Origin of the sequence: Streptomyces sp. NBC_01003 (assembly GCF_045162695.1) — a bacterium.
Classification (GTDB): domain Bacteria; phylum Actinomycetota; class Actinomycetes; order Streptomycetales; family Streptomycetaceae; genus Streptomyces.
This window is the reverse complement of sequence record NZ_CP108707.1, coordinates 7,972,408-7,992,550: the sequence shown is the minus strand read 5'-3', so window position 1 is coordinate 7,992,550 and position 20,143 is coordinate 7,972,408. Positions and strand designations below refer to the sequence as shown.

Annotated in this window: 18 protein-coding genes; 4 read left to right on the top strand and 14 right to left on the bottom strand. The window is 71.3% G+C overall.

The window, feature by feature from the left end; genetic code table 11:
• The first annotated feature begins 158 nt into the window (after positions 1–158).
• Positions 159–1,424, top strand: coding sequence for a protein kinase domain-containing protein (locus OG698_RS36415; protein ID WP_406108132.1), 1,266 nt, complete (start codon positions 159–161; stop codon positions 1,422–1,424).
• 10 nt (positions 1,425–1,434) lie between these two features.
• Here the strand turns inward: OG698_RS36415 and OG698_RS36410 are convergent, their stop codons facing one another.
• The 9 genes from OG698_RS36410 to OG698_RS36370 form a co-directional block, all read right to left on the bottom strand.
• Complete coding sequence (locus OG698_RS36410) at positions 1,435–2,262, bottom strand: RNA methyltransferase (protein ID WP_329575255.1); 828 nt, start codon at positions 2,260–2,262, stop codon at positions 1,435–1,437.
• Positions 2,263–2,350: 88 nt separating this feature from the next.
• Entirely contained in the window at positions 2,351–3,586 is a 1,236-nt protein-coding gene (gene cobA, locus OG698_RS36405) for a uroporphyrinogen-III C-methyltransferase (protein ID WP_100597029.1), read from the bottom strand.
• A gap of 168 nt (positions 3,587–3,754) precedes the next feature.
• Positions 3,755–7,207: a nicotinate-nucleotide--dimethylbenzimidazole phosphoribosyltransferase gene (gene cobT, locus OG698_RS36400; protein WP_406108130.1), complete on the bottom strand. Its 3,453-nt coding sequence runs from the start codon at positions 7,205–7,207 to the stop codon at positions 3,755–3,757.
• Between the two features lie 355 nt (positions 7,208–7,562).
• The gene (gene cbiE, locus OG698_RS36395) at positions 7,563–8,774 is read right to left on the bottom strand and encodes a precorrin-6y C5,15-methyltransferase (decarboxylating) subunit CbiE (RefSeq protein ID WP_406108128.1); all 1,212 of its coding nucleotides are present in this window, start codon (positions 8,772–8,774) and stop codon (positions 7,563–7,565) included.
• 80 nt (positions 8,775–8,854) lie between these two features.
• A complete protein-coding gene (locus OG698_RS36390; protein WP_383093007.1) occupies positions 8,855–9,502 on the bottom strand; it encodes a GNAT family N-acetyltransferase in 648 nt (215 codons plus the stop codon).
• A 130-nt stretch (positions 9,503–9,632) separates the two neighbouring features.
• Positions 9,633–10,466, bottom strand: a complete 834-nt coding sequence (locus OG698_RS36385) for a MetQ/NlpA family ABC transporter substrate-binding protein (protein WP_406108126.1) — start codon at positions 10,464–10,466, stop codon at positions 9,633–9,635.
• A gap of 8 nt (positions 10,467–10,474) precedes the next feature.
• Positions 10,475–11,305, bottom strand: a complete 831-nt coding sequence (locus tag OG698_RS36380; protein ID WP_406108124.1) for a MetQ/NlpA family ABC transporter substrate-binding protein — start codon at positions 11,303–11,305, stop codon at positions 10,475–10,477.
• Positions 11,306–11,377: 72 nt separating this feature from the next.
• Entirely contained in the window at positions 11,378–12,130 is a 753-nt protein-coding gene (locus OG698_RS36375) for a methionine ABC transporter permease (protein WP_406108122.1), read from the bottom strand.
• A complete protein-coding gene (locus OG698_RS36370) occupies positions 12,127–13,173 on the bottom strand; it encodes a methionine ABC transporter ATP-binding protein (protein ID WP_406108120.1) in 1,047 nt (348 codons plus the stop codon). The genes OG698_RS36375 and OG698_RS36370 overlap by 4 nt, the downstream gene beginning before the upstream one ends.
• 539 nt (positions 13,174–13,712) lie before the next feature.
• On the opposite strand from OG698_RS36370, the gene OG698_RS36365 reads away from it, so the two are divergent.
• Complete coding sequence (locus tag OG698_RS36365; RefSeq protein ID WP_406108118.1) at positions 13,713–14,072, top strand: hypothetical protein; 360 nt, start codon at positions 13,713–13,715, stop codon at positions 14,070–14,072.
• Position 14,073: 1 nt separating this feature from the next.
• On the top strand, positions 14,074–14,505 hold the full coding sequence (locus OG698_RS36360) for a hypothetical protein (RefSeq protein WP_406108116.1): 432 nt from the start codon (positions 14,074–14,076) through the stop codon (positions 14,503–14,505).
• Between the two features lie 30 nt (positions 14,506–14,535).
• Here OG698_RS36360 and OG698_RS36355 read toward each other — a convergent pair whose 3' ends face one another.
• From OG698_RS36355 to OG698_RS36345, 3 genes are all read right to left on the bottom strand, one after another.
• Positions 14,536–15,033 carry a GNAT family N-acetyltransferase gene (locus tag OG698_RS36355; RefSeq protein WP_326776669.1) on the bottom strand — a complete coding sequence of 166 codons (498 nt, stop codon included), beginning with the start codon at positions 15,031–15,033 and terminating at the stop codon, positions 14,536–14,538.
• A 37-nt stretch (positions 15,034–15,070) separates the two neighbouring features.
• Entirely contained in the window at positions 15,071–15,589 is a 519-nt protein-coding gene (locus OG698_RS36350) for an RNA polymerase sigma factor (RefSeq protein ID WP_406108115.1), read from the bottom strand.
• Between the two features lie 101 nt (positions 15,590–15,690).
• Positions 15,691–16,872 carry a glycerophosphodiester phosphodiesterase gene (locus tag OG698_RS36345; RefSeq protein ID WP_326776667.1) on the bottom strand — a complete coding sequence of 394 codons (1,182 nt, stop codon included), beginning with the start codon at positions 16,870–16,872 and terminating at the stop codon, positions 15,691–15,693.
• A 184-nt stretch (positions 16,873–17,056) separates the two neighbouring features.
• On the opposite strand from OG698_RS36345, the gene OG698_RS36340 reads away from it, so the two are divergent.
• Complete coding sequence (locus tag OG698_RS36340; protein ID WP_399970958.1) at positions 17,057–17,830, top strand: lysophospholipid acyltransferase family protein; 774 nt, start codon at positions 17,057–17,059, stop codon at positions 17,828–17,830.
• A 133-nt stretch (positions 17,831–17,963) separates the two neighbouring features.
• Here OG698_RS36340 and OG698_RS36335 read toward each other — a convergent pair whose 3' ends face one another.
• Complete coding sequence (locus tag OG698_RS36335; protein ID WP_406108114.1) at positions 17,964–19,514, bottom strand: MFS transporter; 1,551 nt, start codon at positions 19,512–19,514, stop codon at positions 17,964–17,966.
• Positions 19,511–20,062, bottom strand: a complete 552-nt coding sequence (locus OG698_RS36330; protein ID WP_406108112.1) for a TetR/AcrR family transcriptional regulator — start codon at positions 20,060–20,062, stop codon at positions 19,511–19,513. The genes OG698_RS36335 and OG698_RS36330 overlap by 4 nt, the downstream gene beginning before the upstream one ends.
• Positions 20,063–20,143: the final 81 nt, after the last annotated feature.

Here is a 20,143-nt window from a genome sequence, read left to right as displayed (position 1 = left end):
AGGGGAGCTGCGGGCCGCACCGCTCCCGCTGTCCCTGACCACCTCTCAAGTTTCCCACCGGGCACTGACAATCGATCGGATCGCGAGGGCGCGGCCTATGCGCGCACCCGGCCGTGGAAACGTAAGCTGTCGCTCGTCAAACGGACCGGGCAGCGGGGATGGACATGGCGATGATGCGCCTGAGGCGCGAGGACCCGCGTGTCGTCGGCTCGTTCAGGATTCACCGGCGGCTCGGCGCGGGCGGTATGGGCGTCGTCTATCTGGGCTCCGACCGCCGTGGCCAGCGAGTCGCGTTGAAGGTGATCCGGCCCGATCTGGCGGAGGACCAGGAGTTCAGGTCGCGCTTCGCGCGTGAGGTCTCCGCGGCCCGCAGGATCAGGGGTGGCTGCACGGCCCGCCTGGTCGCGGCCGATCTCGACACCGACAAGCCGTGGTTCGCCACCCAGTACGTTCCCGGGCCCTCGTTGCACGACAAGGTCGCGGAGGAGGGGCCGCTGGCCGCCTCCGACGTGGCCTCGGTCGGTGCGGCGCTCTCCGAGGGGCTCGTCGCCGTGCACGAGGCGGGAGTCGTGCACCGCGACCTCAAGCCGTCGAACATCCTGCTGTCGCCCAAGGGCCCGCGCATCATCGACTTCGGCATCGCCTGGGCGACCGGCGCCTCCACGCTCACCCATGTCGGGACGGCGGTCGGCTCCCCCGGGTTCCTCGCTCCCGAGCAGGTGCGGGGCGCGGCCGTCACGCCGGCCACGGACGTCTTCGCGCTCGGCGCCACCCTCGCGTACGCCGCGATGGCCGACTCGCCCTTCGGGCAGGGCAGTTCCGAAGTGATGCTGTACCGGGTCGTGCACGAGGAAGCCCAGCTGCACGGCGTACCGGACGCGTTGTCCCCGCTGATCCGGGCGTGCCTCGCCAAGGACCCCGGGGAGCGGCCCAGCACGCTTCAACTGTCGCTGCGGCTCAAGGAGATCGCGGCCCGCGAGGCGCATGGCCTCGGCGACGCCAGGCCGCCCGCCCCGCGCGCCGACACCGACCGGCCCACGGGCCGGCTCACCGAGCAGTACACGGAGCAGCGCACGCAGCGCCGGGCACCGCAGGGCACCCCCCCGCCGCGGCCGAGCAACGGTTCCTCACGGACCGGCAGCAACACGCGTCCGGGTACGCCCCGCAACACGACGCGTTCGGGCTCGCGCCCCGCGCCCCGCAGCAACGGCGGGCGGCAGGGACCGCGTACGACGGGGACCGGGAAGCGCCGGCCCGCCAATCCGCGGCTGCTGCGCCAGCGGTTGTTCGTGTTCGTGGTGGTGACGCTGCTCGTGGCGCTGGGGATCGCGGCGGCGCAGGGCTGCCAGGGGCCGTCGCGCGGGCTCGGTGAGCCGCGCGACGGCGTGCACGCGCAGGAGACCCTGCCCCGTCCCTACCTCTGAGGTTCCGAGGTCAGGACTGGGGGCGGCCGGTGGCCACCGCGTAGAACGCGACGGCGGCCGCCGCTCCCACGTTGAGCGAGTCGACGCCGTGGGCCATCGGGATGCGGACCCATTCGTCGGCGGCGACCAGGGCCTGGGTGGAGAGGCCGTCGCCCTCGGCGCCGAGCATCAGGGCCACGCGGTCCATCTTGTGCGGGGCCGCCTCGTCGAGGCTCTTCGCCTTCTCGTCGGGGGTGAGCGCGAGCAGGCTGAAGCCCGCCTCGCGCACCGACTCCAGGGACTTGGGCCAGGATTCGAGGCGCGCGTACGGGACGGAGAAGACCGCGCCCATGGAGACCTTCACCGAGCGGCGGTAGAGCGGGTCGGCGCAGTCCGGGGAGAGCAGGACCGCATCCATGCCGAGCGCTGCCGCGCTGCGGAATATGGCGCCGATGTTCGTGTGGTCGTTCACCGCTTCCATGACGACGACACGGCGCTGCGTGGCGAGGAGTTCGTCGGCGGTCGGGAGCGGCTTGCGCTGCATCGAGGCGAGGGCGCCGCGGTGCACGTGGTAGCCGGTGACGCGTTCGGCGAGGTCCGGGCTCACGGCGTAGACCGGGGCCGGGACCTCGTCGATGACGTCGCGCATGACGTCGACCCACTTGGCCGAGAGCAGCATGGAGCGCATCTCGTACCCGGCCTGCTTGGCCCGTCTGATCACCTTCTCGCCCTCGGCGATGAACAGGCCCTCGGCGGGCTCGCGCCTGCGGCGGAGCTCGACGTCGGTCAGGCCCGTGTAGTCGCGCAGGCGCGGGTCGTCGGGATCTTCGATGGTGATGAGACCTTGAGCTTCAGCCACAGGTTGATACTGCCTTGTCCTGGGTGCGGTGCCAACGGCTCGGAGCGAGTTCTGTTACCGCTGGTTACGTGTGGGGGTTCGTGACGGGTTACGCGGTGTGTTGCGGGCCCACCGCGACGACGTCGCCGATGACGATGACGGCCGGGGGCCGCACCTCGTGGGTACGGACCGCGTCCTCGACGGTCTCCAGGGTCGCGTCCACGCGGCGCTGGGCGGCCGTGGTGCCCTCCTGGACCAGGGCGACCGGCGTCTGCGCGGACTTGCCGTGCGCGATGAGGGTCTCGGCGATCCTGCCGATCTTGTCGACGCCCATCAGGACGACGAGGGTGCCGCGCAGCTTGGCGAGTGCGGGCCAGTCGACGAGCGAGCGCTCGTCGTCGGGCGCCACATGGCCGCTGACCACGGTGAACTCATGGGCGACGCCGCGGTGGGTGACCGGGATGCCGGCCGCGCCGGGGACGGAGATCGAGCTGGAGATGCCGGGGACGACCGTGTACGGGATGCCCTCGGCCTCCAGCGCGATGGCCTCTTCCATGCCGCGGCCGAAGACGTACGGGTCGCCGCCCTTGAGGCGTACGACGGCCTTGCCCTGCTTGGCGTGCTCGATGAGCGCGTTGTTGATGGCCTCCTGGGCCATGTAGCGGCCGTACGGGATCTTCGCCGCGTCGATCACCTCGACGTGCGGCGGGAGTTCGTCGAGCAGGTCGCGGGGGCCGAGCCGGTCCGCGATGACGACGTCCGCCTCGGCGAGGAGACGACGGCCGCGGACCGTGATCAGGTCGGGGTCGCCGGGGCCGCCGCCGACCAGGGAGACGCCGGTGGTGCGCTTGCGGTGGTGCGGGGCGACGAGCGTGCCGTCGCGCAGGCCCTCGACGATCGCGTCGCGTACGGCCGCCGTGTGGCGGGGGTCGCGGCCGGCGGCGTCGGTGGTCAGGACGGCGACCGTGACGCCTTCGGAGCGGCCGGTGGCCGGCGTCCAGGCGGTGGCCGCGTCGGCGTCGTCGGAGCGGACGCACCAGACGCGGTGGCGCTCGGCCTCGGCGGAGGCCGCCTCGTTCGCGGTGCGGTCGCCGGTGGCGATGAGGGCGTACCAGGCGTCGGCGAGGTCTCCGTCCGCGTACGGGCGCCGCGACCAGGTGAGCTCACCGCCGTCCGCCATGGCCTCCACCGAGGGTGTCGCGGTGGGCGAGACCAGGTGGATGTCGGCGCCCGCCGCGATGAGGGCCGGGAGGCGGCGCTGGGCTACCTGGCCGCCGCCGAGTACGACTACGCGGCGGCCGGTAAGACGGAGGCCTACGGGGTACGCGGGGTGTTCTGCGGCCATGGGCGTGCGGCTCCTCGTGCGGGTGGTGCGTGTGACGGGTGATGCCTGTACGGGGGCTCGCTTCGGCGCTGGAGCGGGCCTTTGACGTGCGGGTTCAGCGTACGGGGCGGGCGGGACCCCTGTCCCGGCCCGCCCCTGTGGCAGTGAGGGCTGCCGCCCTCGGCCCTGCTACTTCTCCGTGACGCCCGCCGAGTCGAACGTCGCCACCTCGTGCATCGCACGGGCCGCGCTCTGGACGATCGGCAGGGCGAGCAGTGCTCCCGTGCCCTCGCCGAGGCGGAGATCCAGGTCGACCAGGGGGCGCAGACCCAGCTTGTTCAGAGCCGCCACATGGCCGGGCTCCGCGCTGCGGTGGCCCGCGATGCAGGCCGCGAGGACCTCGGGGGCGATGGCGCGGGCGACCAGGGCGGCCGCTCCGGCGCTGACGCCGTCCAGGATCACCGGGGTCCGCAGCGACGCGCCGCCCAGAAGGAGGCCGACCAGGGCCGCGTGCTCCAGGCCGCCGACCGCGGCGAGGACGCCGATCGGGTCGGCCGGGTCCGGCTGGTGGAGGTCGAGCGCGCGGCGGACGACCTCGACCTTGCGGGCGTGGGTCTCGTCGTTGATGCCCGTGCCGCGGCCAGTCACCTCGGACGGGTCGACGCCCGTGTAGACCGAGATCAGGGCGGCCGACGCCGTGGTGTTGGCGATGCCCATCTCGCCGGTGAGGAGCGCCTTGTTGCCGGCCGCGACGAGGTCGCGGGCCGTCTCGATGCCGACCTCGATGGCCGCCTTGACGTCTTCGCGGCTCAGGGCGGGACCGGTGGTCATGTCGGCGGTACCGGCGCGGACCTTGCGGGGCAGCAGGCCGGGGGTGGCCGGGAGTTCGCTCGCCACGCCCACGTCGATGACGCAGACCTCGGCGCCGACCTGGTTCGCGAACGCGTTGCAGACCGCGCCACCGCCCAGGAAGTTGGCGACCATCTGGGCCGTGACCTCCTGCGGCCACGGGGTGACGCCCTGGGCGTGCACGCCGTGGTCACCCGCGAAGATCGCGACGGCCGCGGGCTCCGGGATCGGGGGCGGGCACATCCGGGACAGGCCGGAGAGCTGGGCCGAGATGATCTCCAGCATGCCGAGCGCACCGGCGGGCTTCGTCATCCGCTTCTGCCGCTCCCACGCCTCGCCGAGCGCCTTGGCATCCAGCGGGCGGATGTTGGAGACGGTCTCGGCGAGCAGGTCGTGCGGCTCCTCGCCGGGCAGGGCGCGGCGGCCGTACGTCTCCTCGTGGACGACCCACGACAGCGGGCGGCGCTTGGACCAGCCGGCCTGCATCAGCTCGGGCTCGTCCGGGAACTCGTCGACGTAGCCCACGCAGAGGTAGGCGACGACCTCGAGGTGGTCGGGCAGACCGAGGGTGCGGACCATCTCGCGCTCGTCGAAGAAGCTGACCCAGCCGACGCCGAGGCCCTCGGCGCGGGCCGCGAGCCACAGGTTCTCGACCGCGAGCGCGGAGGAGTACGGGGCCATCTGCGGCTGCGTGTGGCGGCCGAGGGTGTGGCGGCCGCCGCGCGTCGGGTCGGCGGTGACGACGATGTTCACCGGGGTGTCGAGGATGGCCTCGATCTTCAGTTCCTTGAACTGCTTCGCGCGGCCCTTGGGCAGGGACTTGGCGTACGCGTCCTTCTGGCGCATGGCCAGTTCGTGCATCGTGCGCCGGGTCTCCGCGGAGCGGATGACAACGAAGTCCCAGGGCTGCGAGTGGCCGACGGACGGCGCCGTGTGCGCGGCCTCCAGGACGCGGAGCAGCACGTCGTGCGGGATCGGGTCGCTGCGGAAGCCGTTACGGATGTCGCGGCGCTCGCGCATGACGCGCAGGACGGCCTCGCGCTCGGCGTCGTCGTAGCCGGGAGCGGCCGGGCCCGCGAGGTCGTCGGCCGGGGCCGGCAGCGTCTCGGGGGCCGCGTCCGCCCTGTCCTGGACGGCGGGCTCGGACTCGCGGGGGGCGGGGACGAGGGTTTCCGGCTCAGCCTCTGCGAGCGCCTGCTCCGCCTCGGCGGTGACGGGCTCGGCGGCTTCGGGAGCGGTCTCCCGCTCCGCCGCGTCCGCTTCGGCCGGGACGGGGGTCTCGGCGACGGCCTCGGGGAGTACGGGCGAGGGCTCGGCGGGCGCCTCGGGCGCCTCAGCGATCCCGGAGAGCTCGGTGGCCTCGGGGGTGGCAGCGGCCTCGTGCGTCAACTGCGGCTCGTTCATCGCGTGCGCTTCGTTCATCGCGTGCGCCGCGTCGTTCATCGCGTGCGCTTCGTGTGTCTCGGGTACCACGTGGACTTCGTGTGCTTCTTGCGCTGGGGGGACCTGGTCCGCGGCGGGTGTTTCGGGGGTCTCGTCGATGAGGACGGGGGCCGGGGCGGTCGGCGCCGCCGGTTCGGGCAGCTCGGGCAGCGGCGGCACGACCATGTGCTGCGGCGGCGTCGGCGCCAGGTGCGGTGTGGTGGGGATGTTCCCCTCGACGGGCACGAACTGGCCGAGCGGCTGCGACGCCTGGTCCGCCGGACCCTCGGCGGGCGCCTGCGGGAAGTGCTGGCCCTGGACCGCCTCGGGCGCCATGGCGAACTGGCCGGAGTGCGGGTCGACGGGCAGCTCACCGGGGTGCGCGGCCAGCTGCTGATGCCCTGCATAGGCAGCCACCGGCTCGGGCTGCACCGCGAACTGCGCGTCCTCGGGGCCTTGCGCGACCGGCGCGAACTGCACACCGTTCGGAGCGGAGGAGTAGTCGACGGCGTACTCGGCCGGCGCGGGCTGCTCCTCGGCGAACAGGCCACCGTCGGGAGCCGCGGCGTACACCGGCACCTCCTCGGGAACGGCGAACTCCGGGGCCACCAAGGCCTCCGGCGTCAGCTCAGCCGGCTCAGCCTGCGCGGCATGCACGTCCTGCGGATGCTGCGGCGCCTGGGTGAACACGGGGGCGTCGCCGACGGTCTGCTGCGTCGGGGCGGCCGGTGCGACAGGAGTGGCGTCCGGGACGACCGTTTCTGCTGCGACGTCCGGGGCTGCCTCTGCGGCGACCTCCGCTCCTGCGGCCGGCGCCTCGAAGCCCTGCTGCGGCGGCTGTGCGCCCCAGGCGGCGGCGCCCCGCGGCGGGATCTCACCGAGCTGCGGCGCCGGGGCGCCCGTCTCGTCGCGCGGGATGTCGAGGTACTCGGGTTCCGTGGTGGGCGGGCCCGCCTGACGTACCGGCATGGGGTTCGGCGGTGTGTGCGCGGGGCCGCGGTCGGCGAGCGAGCGGACGGGGCTGCCCGTGCCGTCCGGCACCGACGGGCCCATGTGCAGCGGGCGACGCGCGGGCGCGGGGTGCGGGGCGGGCGAGGGCCCCGGCACTCGGACGCCGTTCAGGTCGACCTGACCACTGTCGCGGCCCGCCGTCTCGTGCGGGCCCGGCTCGTGCGGGGCGGGCATCGGGGCGGCCTGCGGCTCGCCCCAGGCGCCCTGCGAACCCGGCATCAGCAGCAGATCGTCGTCTTCGGTGGGGGTTTCGGAGGGGTCGAGGAAGGTGTACGCACCCGGGGCGGGGACGCCCGGCTGTTCCACCGTGCCTGCGTTCTCCGGCAGCCCCTCGCCCGGAACCTGGCCGGTGTCGGTCATGCGTACCCCTCGCCCATCGGTTAGTGCTTCTTCGGCAGCCCCCGGCCGTCGGCCGGGGATGCGACCCCAGTGACCGGAGCGGCGCACCGACCGCCCGTCATGAAGAACGAGCGTGAGTGCCGTGCGGCACGAGCCGGCTGAGGACAACAGGTATTGTCCCGGTCGGCCGGCTGCCACCGCACCTGGATCGGGCACGGCCCGCTGTGGACTGCGCCACGTTGCGCGTCCTCCGGTCCTGCCGTACCACACGTGCCCCAAAAGTGGCGCGTTTTCCGGACATTGACCGACGGAAAGCCGGACGTCCGGGTGCAGTACAACGATCGGCCAGCCTACCGCGCGCCCCGGAGCGACGGGGTCACGGGTTGCGGTCGGGCAACTCCCCGGTGAGCAGGAACCCCACGGTCCGCTCCTTCTCGGTCCAGGCGCGAGTGTCCAGCTCGACGGACTGCAGGAGCGAGCACTCGACCCGGTAGCCGTGCTCCGTCAGGTCCCTGCCGATGAGTTCGGCGGCATCGCGTGTCGCGGCGTGCGTCACGATGCGCTCGGGACGCCGGTCGGCGACGGCGGAGACGACGGCCGCTCCCCCGCCCCCGATGCGTACGACATCGGGTTCGGGCAGGTCTTCGAGGATGTGGGGCGCCGTGCCGTGCACGATCTGCGGCTGCACGCCGAAGCGGCGGGCGGTGGCGAGGGTGCGGGCGCAGGCGTCGGGGTCGCGGTCGACGGCGATGACGGCGGCGCCGAAGCGGGCGGCCTCCGCGGTGAAGGCTCCGCTGCCGCAGCCGATGTCCCAGACGAGGTCGCCCACGCGCGGTCCGGTGCGGGCGAGTTGAGCCGCGCGCAGGGGCTCGGTCTCGCCCTCGCCGAGGCCGCCGCCGTAATCGGCGGCGGGAAGGGCCCAGCCGCGCACGCCGGCCGAGGGGGCGCCTCCGGCGAGCCAGGCGCTTTCGCCGGACGGGGCGGCGGGGCCGCCGATGACGATGACGACGTTCGGGTCGCGCCAGGTGTGATCGGCTGCCTTGTCGCTGGTCACGACGGTGACCCGCTCGCGGTCGGTGCCGAGTTCCTCGCAGATGACGAAGGTGCGGTGGACGCCTTCGAGGAGCAGTCCGAGCTCGGCGGGACCGGCTCCGGGCGAGGTGAGGACGGCGACCTTCGGGTGGGCGCGGCAGACGTTGACGGCGCGGCGCAGGGTGCGGCGGTGGGCGACGACGACCTGGGCGTCGTCCCAGGGCATGCCGGCGCGGGCGAACGCCTGGGCCACGGAGGAGACGGCGGGGACCACTTCGACCTCGAGGCCGAACTCGGGAGCGCGCAGCGTGCGCACGACGCCGAAGAAGCCGGGGTCTCCGTCGGCGAGGACGACGGCGGTGCCGCGGTGGGCGGCGATGCGGCGGGCGGCGAGCGCCACGCTGCCGAGCCTGATCCGCTCGGCGCGGCCCGGCACCTCGGGAAGCGCGAGGTGGTGGCCCGCGCCCGCCACGAGGGTGGCGGCGCCGAGCGCGGAGCGTGCGGCCGCGGTCAGGGGCGAGCCGTCCCAGCCGATCACCGTGACCCGGTCGGCCATCGTGTCAGTCTCCTGGGGGTTCTTGCGGGTCGAACGGGCTCGGTGAGCGTACCTGGTGTACCTGGGTGCGACCTTGGGGGTCAGTTCCAGTCCGAGAAGGACGTGTATCCACTGGTTTCGGCGAACTCGTCGGAGACGCCGTCGAGGTCCTCGGGCAGCAGGCTCCACACGATGAAGTCGGTCCGCAGGTCCTCCCAGCCGCCGTCCTCGGTTCGGGTGCGCGCTATGCACGCGTTGCGCAGGACGCCCTCGCTGATGCAGCCGATCTTCTGGGCGACCTGCTGGGAGGCGGTGTTGTCGGCCGCGGTGCGCAGCTCCAGGCGCTCGAGGCCCTGCTCGCGGAAGAGCCAGCGGGCGGTGGCGAGCGCCGCCTCGGACGCGTAGCCCTCGCCGCGGGCCCAGGGCGCGATGATGTACGACAGCTCGGTGGAGCCCACGTGCCAGTTCGTCTTGCCGAGCTGGACGATGCCGACCAGGCGCTGGGTGAGGAACTCGGTGACGGCCAGGTCGAGGCCGCGGCCGGCGATGCGCTCGGTGGGGGCGTACTGGGTGATCCAGGTGCGGGCCTGGTCCTCGGTGAAGGGCTGGGGCACGGAGGTCCAGGCGGCGACCATCTCGTCGTTCATCATCTCGGCGAGGGCGGAGGCGTCGTCCTCCTCGAGGGCGCGCAGGACCAGCCGATCCGTGCTGATGGAGATGTCCGGGAAGCCCCGAGTACCAGTAGTCATGGCGCCGCTCCGTAACCTTCATGGCCTGGTGAAGTGCCCAGCATGCAGCATGAAGGCACGTAACTGCACCACGGGGTCCTCTCCCGGTGCGGAAGAGGACCCCGTGTGGGCGCCGTGGCTGCGGGTGGTGTCAGCCGGCGGTGACCGGAAGCACCGAGCCCTGGTACCTGTCCTCGATGAACTTCTTCACCTCGGGTGAAGTCAGCAGCGTGGCAAGCTTCTTGACCCGGGGGTCGTCCTCGTTGCCCTTCTTGACGGCGAGGACGTTGTTGTACGGGTTGCCCTTCGCGGACTCCACGAGGATGGCGTCCTTCTTGGGGCTCAACTTCGCGTCGAGCGCGTAGTTGTTGTTGATGACGGCCGCGTCGACGTCGGCCAACGAGCGCGGCAGCTGGGCCGGTTCGAGCTCCTTGAAGACGAGCTTCTTCGGGTTGGACGCGATGTCCTGCGGGCTCGCGTTCGCGCCGGCGCCCTTCTTGAGCTCGATGACGCCCTTGGAGGCGAGGAGTTCGAGGGCCCTGCCCTCGTTGGTGGTGTCGTTCGGCAGTGCCACGGTCGCTCCGTTGCGGAGCTTCGTGACGTCGTCGACCTTCTTGGAGTAGACACCCATGGGCGGCAGGTACACCTCGGTGACCGCGCTCAAGGTGGTGCCCTTGGACTTGTTGAAGTCGTCCAGGTAGGGCTTGTGCTGGTACAGGTTGGCGTCGAGGGAGCCGTCCTGGAGAGAGGTGTCCGGCAGGACGTAGTCCGTGAACTCCTTGATCTCCAGGTCGAGTCCGGCCTTCTTCGCCAGGTGCTGCTGCACGTACGTGAGGACTTCACCGGCCGGCGTCGGGGTGGCGCCGACGACGAGCTTGCCGCTCCCGTCGCCGGAACCGGACCCCGAGACGCCGGACCCGCAGGCCGTCAGGCCGAGCGCGAGGGCTCCGGCGATGACGGCGGCGGGAATCGTTGCGGTGCGCATCGCGGCGATCAGAAGGAGGGAAGGACGGAGCCGGCGTACTTGTCCTCGATGAACTTCTTCACCTCGGGCGACGTCAGCAGCTTCGCGAGCTTCTTCACGCGCGGGTCGTTCTCGTTGCCCTTCTTCACGGCGAGGACGTTGTTGTACGCGTTGTTCTTCGTGGACTCCAGGGCGAGGGAGTCCTTGGCGGGATTGAGGTGGGCACCGATCGCGTAGTTGCCGTTGATCACCGCGGCGTCGACGTCCTGCAGGGAGCGCGGGGTCTGGGCCGCCTCGACCTCCTTGAACTGGAGGTCCTTCGGGTTCTTCGCGATGTCCTGCGGGGTCGCGGTGGCCTCGGAGCCGCTCTTGAGCGTGATGAGCTCGTTGGCGGCGAGGAAGCGCAGGGCGCGGCTCTCGTTGTCGGCGTCGTTCGGGAGGGCGATGGTGCCGCCCTTCTTCAGGTCGCCGAGCGCCTTGGCCTTCTTGGAGTAGAGGCCGAGCGGCTCGAGGTGGACCGTGGCGACCGACTCGAGGTGCGTGGCGTTCTTCTTGTTGAAGTCTTCCAGGTACGGCTGGGTCTGGAAGTAGTTGGCGTCCACGGACCCGTCCTCGGTCGCCGTGTTCGGCGTGACGTAGTCGGTGAACTCCTTGACCTCGAGGTTGAGGCCGGCCTTCTTCGCCAGGTGGCCCTTCACGTACTCGAGGATCTCGGCGTGCGGGACGGGCGTCGCGGCGACGACCAGCGGGTCGGACGCCTTGGCCTTCGTGTCGCCCTTGTCGGAGCCGCAGGCGGTCAGGCCCAGGGTGAGGGCGCCGGTGGCGAGGACAGCAGCGGTGATCTTGGTGGTGTTACGCACGAAAAGTGCCTTTCTCCATGGGTGGTGCAACCCGCCGGGTGGGACGGGGAGACAGGGACAGCGGTCAGCGGGTCAGCGGGTCTTGGCCGGGGTGGCGTCCGCGGTGACGGGGCCGCCGGGCAGCAGGCCCGTGAAGGCGCGGAAGCGGAGCGGTTCGCCGCCCTTGCCTGCCCGGCGGTGCAGGACGCGGGCTCCGCTGTCGCCCGCGAACTGGATGACGGCGATGGCGACGGCGAGGATCGCCACGATGATCCACATCAGCTCGGCCTCGAAGCGCTGGTAGCCGTAGCGGATCGCGAGGTCGCCGAGGCCGCCCGCGCCGACCGTGCCGGCCATCGCGGAGTAGCCGATGATCGCGATGATCGTCGTGGTGGTGGCCGAGATCAGCGACGGCAGCGACTCCGGCACGAGGACCTTGCGGACCACGGTCCAGGTGTTGCCGCCCATCGACTGCACGGCCTCGATCAGACCGCCGTCCACCTCCCGTACGGAGGTCTCGACGAGCCGCGCGAAGAACGGGATGGCGCCGATCGCCAGCGGCACGATGGCGGCCTCGCGGCCGATGGTGGTGCCGACGATCCAGCGGGTGAAGCCCATCAGGGCGACCATCAGGATGAGGAAGGGCATCGAGCGGACGATGTTCACGATCTGCCCGATGACCTTGTTCACCACGGCGTTCTGCAGCAGGCCGCCGCGGTCCGTGAGGACCAGCAGGACGCCGAGGGGCAGGCCCGCGACGACGGCGATCAGCGTGGACCAGCCGACCATGTAGAGGGTGTCCCAACATGCCTGGGACAGCAGCGGCTGCATCTCCGACCAGGTCACTTGGTGACACCTTCCTTCAGCAGTACGGGCGCGCCGCCCTGATGTCCGTGGATCTCGACCTGGAGGCCCTGCTCGCGCAGGAAGCCGATCGGCACGACGTTCTCGTCGAAGCGGCCGGGCAGCTCGATACGCATGCGGCCGACCTGCTTGCCGGCGACGGTGTCCATCGCGGCGCCGAGGATCGAGATGTCGATGTTGTACGTGCGCGACATCTGGGAGATGACCGGCTGGGTCGTCGACTCGCCGTGGAAGGTGACGTCGATGACCGTGCGGTCCGCGCCGCTGGCGTCGCCGCTCACCGGGAAGAGCGCGGCGGCGAGCTCGGATCCCGGAGTGGCGAGGAGCTCACCGACCGTGCCGGACTCGACGATCTGTCCGCGCTCCATGAGAGCGGCGGAGTCGCAGACCGTCTTGACGACGTCCATCTCGTGCGTGATGAGCAGGACGGTCAGGCCGAGCTGCTGGTTGAGGTCGCGCAGGAGCTGGAGGATGGAGCGGGTGGTCTCGGGGTCGAGGGCGCTGGTGGCCTCGTCGGAGAGCAGCACCTTCGGGTCGCCGGCCAGGGCGCGGGCGATGCCGACGCGCTGCTTCTGGCCGCCGGAGAGCTGGGCCGGGTAGGACTTGGCCTTGTCGGCGAGGCCGACCAGGTCGAGGAGCTCCAGCGCCTTGCGGGACCGTTCCTTCCCCGACTTGCCGAGGATCTCGAGCGGCAGCTCGATGTTGTCCTGGACGGTGCGCGAGGACAGCAGGTTGAAGTGCTGGAAGACCATGCCGATACGGCTGCGTGCCTCGCGCAGCTCCTTGCCGGCGCGGGAGCCGCGGCCGACGAGGGCGGTGAGGTCCTGACCGGCGACCGTCACGGTGCCGGAGGTGGGACGCTCCAGGAGGTTGACGCAGCGGATGAGCGAGGACTTGCCGGCGCCGGACTGGCCGATGACGCCGTACACCTCGCCCTCGCAGACGTGCAGATCGACGCCGTCGAGGGCGGTGACCTCTCGACCGCGCGAGCGGTAGACCTTGGTGAGGCCCTGGGTGGTGATCACGTGGGATTCCGTCACTGTCGATTGCGCGGCGCGGGTGAGCGCCTGCGGCGGGCATTCATGGTCGGGATCGGCCTGGACGCAGCACGGTTCTCGCTGTGGCGGTGGAACCGGGGGAGACTGTGCGCGGGGCGGCCCGGTCACGTACGGCGTAAGTACGTACTGGGCACGGCGTTTCGCTTCGGGGCGCGAGAAACAGGCAGTGCAGGGGCCCTCAGAAGGCGCACATTCGACACATACAACGAGCACCGGGCGTCATCGTCGCCTCGGTCGCAAGGGTGCGGCTGCTCGTCGTGGTCATGCGAAAAGTAAAGCAGAAGTGCGCCTGGATCCCCGAACCGCTGTCCGAATAGCGGACAGCCCTGGACGGTGCCCGACCCGGCCCGAGCCGCACCTGGCGCCCCGTGCGGCCAGTGCGGACAGGGGCAGGAGGTGGTTCCGGCCTTTGTACGAGCCGGGCCCGGCACCCGGCGCGCTGTGGCCAACGCCACGGTGGCGGGGCCGCGCGCACCGGGCCTTTTCGGCCGTAATAGGGTCTCGGCATGCTTGATGCCCTGACGGTCGCGACCGCTGTTGCCGCGCTCGCGCTCGCCGCCTGGTGCGGCTTCGCCGCCTACCGCGACCAGCCGACCAAGGACTGGCACTTCATCGGCATGGCGGTGGTGTCGCTGCTCGCCACTGTCCAGCTGATCGTCGGCATCGTGCAGCTGGCACGCGGCGAGAGGCCCGACCAGGGCACGACGATCTTCGTGGCCTACCTGATCGGCGCGTTCGCGTGCATCCCGGCGGCCGGCTTCATGTCGCTCGCCGAGCGCACCCGCTGGGGTTCGGTGACCGTGGCGGCCGGCGGCATCGTGCTGGCCGTCCTGCAAGTGCGGCTCTACGACATCTGGGGAGGCTGAGGTGTCCGTGACCTCACAGAGCGAGAGCGGCGCCAAGCCGCAGAAACTGACGAGCGGCCCCGGCACGCTGCTGGTGTGGCTGTACGGCGTGATGGTGGTCGGCGCGGTCTCGCGCTCGGCCGTCCAGATCTCCACGGAGTTCGACCACGCGCCGCTCGCCTACTCGCTGTCGGCGCTCGCGGGCATCGTGTACGGCTTCATCACGTACTCGCTCGTGCGCGGCGGGGAGAAGGCCCGCAAGGCGGCGCTGGTGTGCTGCGCCGCCGAGCTCGTGGGCGTACTGACCGTGGGGACCTGGACGCTGGCGGACCCGTCGGCGTTCCCGGACGCCACGGTCTGGTCGGACTACGGCATGGGCTATCTGTTCATTCCGGTACTGCTCCCGGTGACCGCGATGTTCTGGCTCAACAAGGCGCGCCGGGCTACGCGCTAGCGCCTGCCGACAGGAACCGGGCGACAGCAACTAGGCGACGAAGGCGCCCGCTTCCGCCTCCTTGGCGAGCGTCACCACGGTGAGCCGCTCGTCCACGCGCTTCGTGGACACGGCCGCGTAGCCGTGCTTCCGGTAGAGCCGCAGGTTGTGCTCGCTGCGGTGGCCGGTGAACAGCTGGAAGCGCTTGGCGGCGCCGTCGACGCCGAGCTTCGCCTCGACGGCGTCGAGGAGCCGTCCGCCCAGGCCGTGGCGCTGCATGCGCGGGTGCACGACGAGCTTGCCTATCCGAGCCGTGCCGTCCGCGTCCACGGCGCCCCGCACCGCGGCCACGACTTCCTCCCCGAGCCGGGCCACCAGGACCGTGCCGCCCGCGAGTTCGGCCCTGACCGAGGCGAGCGGTTCCGTCAGCGGTTCGATGGAGTAGTCGCCGTAGAGCTCGGCCTCGCTCTGGTAGCACAGGTACTGAAGTTTGAGGATCTTCTCGGCGTCCTGCTCGGTCGCCGCAGAGATGATCACGCTCATGCCCATGTGTGCATGCCTCCCGCTCACCTGCTCCGCCGGTTGTCTATCGCTCCTTTCCCCAGGGTTCAGGAGCCGCAACCTCTGCTGCCAGCATTCTGCGCAGGCATCCCAGACATCTGGAACGTTCCGGACCGAGGCTGCCCTGTGAGATACCCAACTCCCCTGCGATCTCGCGGTAGGTGAGGTCCTGTGGTGACAGGAAAGCGGCCACGACGCGGGGGCAGCGCCCGGGGAGTCTGCGCACGGCGGCATGCAGCGCGCGGTGGCGGTCGCCGACCAGCGCCCGCTGTTCCGGGCCGTGTTCGAAGTCCTCGGCGGGCTCCGTGACGTACGGGATCTCGCGCAGCGCGGCGTGGCGGGTGCGGCGCGCCTCGGATCTGACGGCGGCGGTGAGCCAGGCTGCGGGGTCGGCGGGCGGGCCGTCGGTGTCGATGCGCTCCAGCAGGCGAAGCCAGACGGCCTGTTCGAGGTCGCCGGGTTCGCCCGCGCCGTCAGTGGTCTCCGCCGAGACCTCGGCGGAGATGAGCGGGCGCAGGGCGTCGATGACCAGGTCGTACGTCATGCCGGGCGGGACGCGGCCGCCCGGGCGGGCGGTTGCCGGGGCGGCCGCGCGTCACCCCAACCGGGGCCGGGGTGCGCGGTGTTGACGCGAACTGAGGGAGGTCAGGCCTTCAGGAAGTCCTCGCGGGCGAGGAGCGCCGTGTCGCAGTTGTCCGAGAAGATGCCGTCGATGCCGGTGGCCAGATAGGCCTTGAAGGCGCCGAACGCGTCGCCGTAGGCGTTCGGGTCGGTGCCCTTCTTGAAGTCGGCCGGCAGGAAGGTGTTCTCGTTGCGCATCGTGTACGGGTGCAGGATCAGGCCCGCGGCGTGCGCGTCCTTGACGAGCGTGGTGGGCGCGAGGAGCTTGCCGTCCTTGTCCTTGGGGATGACGAGGTCGAGCGTGGGGCCGATGCCCTGGGCGTACGAGGCGATCTCGTCGAGGCCCTTGGGGGTGATGAGGTCGGCGACGGTGCGCGGGTCACCGGCGTCGACGAAGTCCCAGGGGCGGGAGTTCGCGGTCGACAGGAGCACGACGAGCGGGTTGTCGACCAGCTTGTTCAGGCGCTGGATGCTGGTCGGCTCGAAGGACTGGAGGAAGACGGGCGAGTTCTTCCTGTTCACGCCGTACTTGCGCAGGAGCGTGGCGACGCGCTCCTCAAGGCCGAGGCCGAGCTTGCGGAAGTAGGTGGGGTGCTTGGTCTCGACGTGGATCCACACCTCCTTGCCGCGCTCGCGGCTCTGCCGCTCCCGCCACTTGAGGACCTCTTCGAAGGTGGGGATCTCCCAGCGGCCGTCGTAGAGGGTGTTGCGCTGGCGGTTGGCCGGGATGCGCTCCTTGGCGCGCAGGGTCTTCAGCTCGGCGAGCGTGAAGTCCTCGGTGAACCAGCCGGTGGTGGCGACCCCGTCGAGGCTCTTGGTGGTCTTGCGGCCGGCGAACTCGGGGTGCGCGGAGACGTCGGTCGTCCCGCCGATTTCCGGCTCGTGACGGCATACGAGATGACCGTCCTTGGTGGGCACGAGGTCGCCCGCCTCGATGACGTGCGCGCCCATGTCCAGGGCCAGCTGGTACGAGCCGAAGGTGTGCTCCGGGCGGTAGCCGCTCGTACCGCGGTGGGCGATGACGGTGGGCACAGGCAGGCTCTTGTAGCCACCACCGCCGTGATGTCCGCCACTGCCGCGCTCGTCGGCGCTCGCCACGCCGGGCGCGCCCAGGACGGCTCCGCCCGCGCCGAGCACCGCCGCACCGAGTACCGAACGGCGGCCGAGCTGCGACCCCCGGGACTCCTGTGACTTCCGCATCCCCATTGAGCACTCCTCCCACATCGCTGCCTTGCACCTGTCAAAGCGCACCGATCGTAGGTGTGCGGGAGTGTCCGGTGGGAGACCTTGGGCCGAACGGAAAGGTGATGCGAGGTGACTCCTGCGCGCCGCGTGACGGCCAACGGAGCGTAAATAAGGGTCAACACTGCGTATCGAGCGTGTGAACCCGATGTGCAACGGGCCGGGGGCCGCGAGTATCGTCCTCACCTGCACAGACTTCAGCTCATCCAGCCACGGCTTAGGCCGCCACCCCTTGACACCGGAGGGCCCGTTGTCCCGTTTCGCGTTCATCAAGGCAGTGCTCTCACCGATCATGCGCCTGATGTTCCGCCCCCGGGTGGAGGGCGCCGAGAACATCCCGGGCACCGGTCCTGTCATTCTCGCGGGCAACCACCTGACCTTCATCGACTCGATCGTGCTGCCGATCGTGTGTGACCGTCAGGTCCTGTTCATCGGCAAGGACGAGTACGTCACCGGCAAGGGCCTCAAGGGCCGCGCCATGGCGTGGTTCTTCACCGGCGTCGGCATGATCCCGGTCGACCGGGACGGCGCGAACGGCGGTGTCGCGGCGCTCATGACGGGCCGCCGCATCCTGGAGGAGGGCCAGGTCTTCGGCATCTACCCCGAAGGCACCCGCTCCCCCGACGGCCGGCTCTACCGCGGCCGCACCGGCATCGCCCGGCTGACCCTGATGACGGGCGCGCCCGTGGTCCCGTTCGCGATGATCGGCACGGACAAGCTCCAGCCGGGCGGCAGCGGCCTCCCGCGGCCCGGCCGCGTCACGGTCCGCTTCGGCGAGCCGATGGAGTTCTCCCGCTACGACGGCATGGGCCGCGACCGCTACGTGCTGCGCGCCGTGACGGACTCGGTGATGGCGGAGGTCATGCGCCTGTCCGGCCAGGAGTACGTGGACATGTACGCGACCAAGGCGAAGGCCGCCTGAGCCGGTAACACTTGAGCGTCACGAAGGGCCGCACCCGGTGGGTGCGGCCCTTCGTCATGCGTATGGCCGTCTGGACGCCTACTGAAAGTGCGTCATCCGTACGGCCCCGTCGTCATCCGTGCGGACGCGTCCGTCACGGGTGTTCGACGCCGTCCTCCAGCTTCTGGCCGCGCAGCAGGAACCACGCCGCCACCGCCGTCGCGAGGAGCACCGCCGCGCCGACGCCCGCGGCGGCCCGCAGCCCGTCGACGAAGGCGCCCTGTGCGGCCGTGAGCAGTTCGCTCGCGGTGTGCGCGGGCAGTGCCGAGACGGACTCGACCGCTCCGCCCAGGGATTCGTGGGCGGCCGACGCCACCTCGGGCGGGGTGCCGGCCGGGGCCGTGAAGTCCCGGTAGACGCCCGTGACGATGGAGCCGAGCAGGGCGATGCCGAGAGCCGCGCCCAGTTCGTACGCCGTCTCGGAGACCGCGGACGCCGAGCCCGCCTGCTCCTTCGGCACGCTGGACAGGATCACGTCGGCCGTGACGGTGAACGAGAACCCTGCGCCGACCCCCACGATCAGGAGCACAGCCCCGAGCAGCGGATAGCCGGTCGACTGGCTGAGTCCGGTCAACCCGGCCAGGGCGAGGCCCACGGCGGCGAGTCCGCCCGCGACGACGGAGCGCACGGAGAACCGGCGCGCGACCGTACCCGCGACCAGTCCGGCCGCCACCGCGCCGATGGCGGCGGGCAGTTCGGCGAGACCGGCCTCGAACGGGCCGCGCCCCTGGACCAGTTGCAGGAACTGGGAGAGGAAGAACACCAGGCCCGAAAGGCCGAGGATGGTGAGCAGGTCGGCGAGGACAGCGGCCGAGAATCCGCGGTGGCGGAACAGTCGCATGTCGAGGAGCGGTGCGGGCAGCGTGAGCTGGCGGCGGACGAACCAGGTCAGAGCGGCCAGTCCGAGCACGCCGGACGCCGGCACCTCCCAGCCGAGGCCGTGCGACGCGGCCTGCTTGATCGCGTAGACGACACCGATCATGCCGACGAGGGACAGGACGACGCTGACCAGGTCCCACGGCCCGCCGGCCGGGTTCTTCGACTCGGGCAGCAGCTTGATGCCGACGACGACGAGGACCGCCATGACGGGCAGGTTGATCAGGAAGACCGAGCCCCACCAGAAGTGTTCGAGCAGGAATCCGCCGACGACGGGGCCCACGGCCGCGCCCGCCGAGGCCGCCGCGCCCCAGATGCCGACGGCGAGGGAACGCTCGCGCGGGTCGGTGAAGATGTTGCGGATCAGGGCGAGGGTCGAGGGCATCAGGGTGGCGCCCGCGACGCCGAGCAGGGCCCGGGCCAGGATCATCATTTCGGGGGTCGTCGCGTACGCGTTGAGCACCGAGACGGCACCGAACGCGACCGCGCCCGTGAGCAGCAGCTTCTTGCGGCCGATGCGGTCGCCGAGGCTGCCCATGGAGACCAGGAGTCCCGCGATCACGAACGAGTAGACGTCGCCGATCCACAGGAGCTGCGTGCCGGTCGGTTCCAGGTCCTCGCTGATGTACGGCGTCGCGAGACCGAGCACCGTCGCGTCGACCGCGACCAGGAGCACCGCGAGCACGAGGACGGAGAGCGCGAGCCATCGTCCTCGCCCGGGCCTCGGCTCCACCTCCGCCGCGGATGTGCGCTGGTGTGTGCTGGTCATGGTTCCACTCTCCGTCTGGCGCCGCCGAGCAGAAGCTCGACGATCATGTGTTGGAAGTCCTTGGCGGCCACCCGGCCGTCCTGTACGGCCCATGCGCCCCCGCCGATCAGGCTGTAGAGCGCCTCCGTGAGCCACGCGGGTGTCAGGTCGATCCGGAACTCGCCGCGCTCCTGGCCGCGCGTGAACAGCGCGGCGATGCGGGCGTCGAGCCGGGCCCAGCCCTCGTTCTGCGATTCGCCCTCGAAGAGCTGGTTCTCCGTGACGAGGAAGGCGAGGAGTCCGGCGCACGGCTGGACCTCCGTCACCAGGCGGCGTACGGCGTCGTCGGCGCCGCCCTCGTCGAGCCGGGCCGCGTCGAGGGCGGCCTCGCACTCCTGGATCCCCAGTTCCTCCAGGGCCCTGACGAGTGCGTCCCGGCCCGCGAAGTGCCGGTGCAGCGTGGCGCGGCTGAGACCGGCCGCCCTGGCCACCTCGTCCATCGTGGCCGTGGCCTTGCGGGTGAGCAGGGCGGCGGCGGTGCGCAGCACCTGTTCTCGGTCGACTGACATGAGACGAGGGTAGTCCATGTGAGACACCCTTGTCTCATCAGGGGCATGGACGTCTCGTGTGTGGGTGGATATATAGGGATA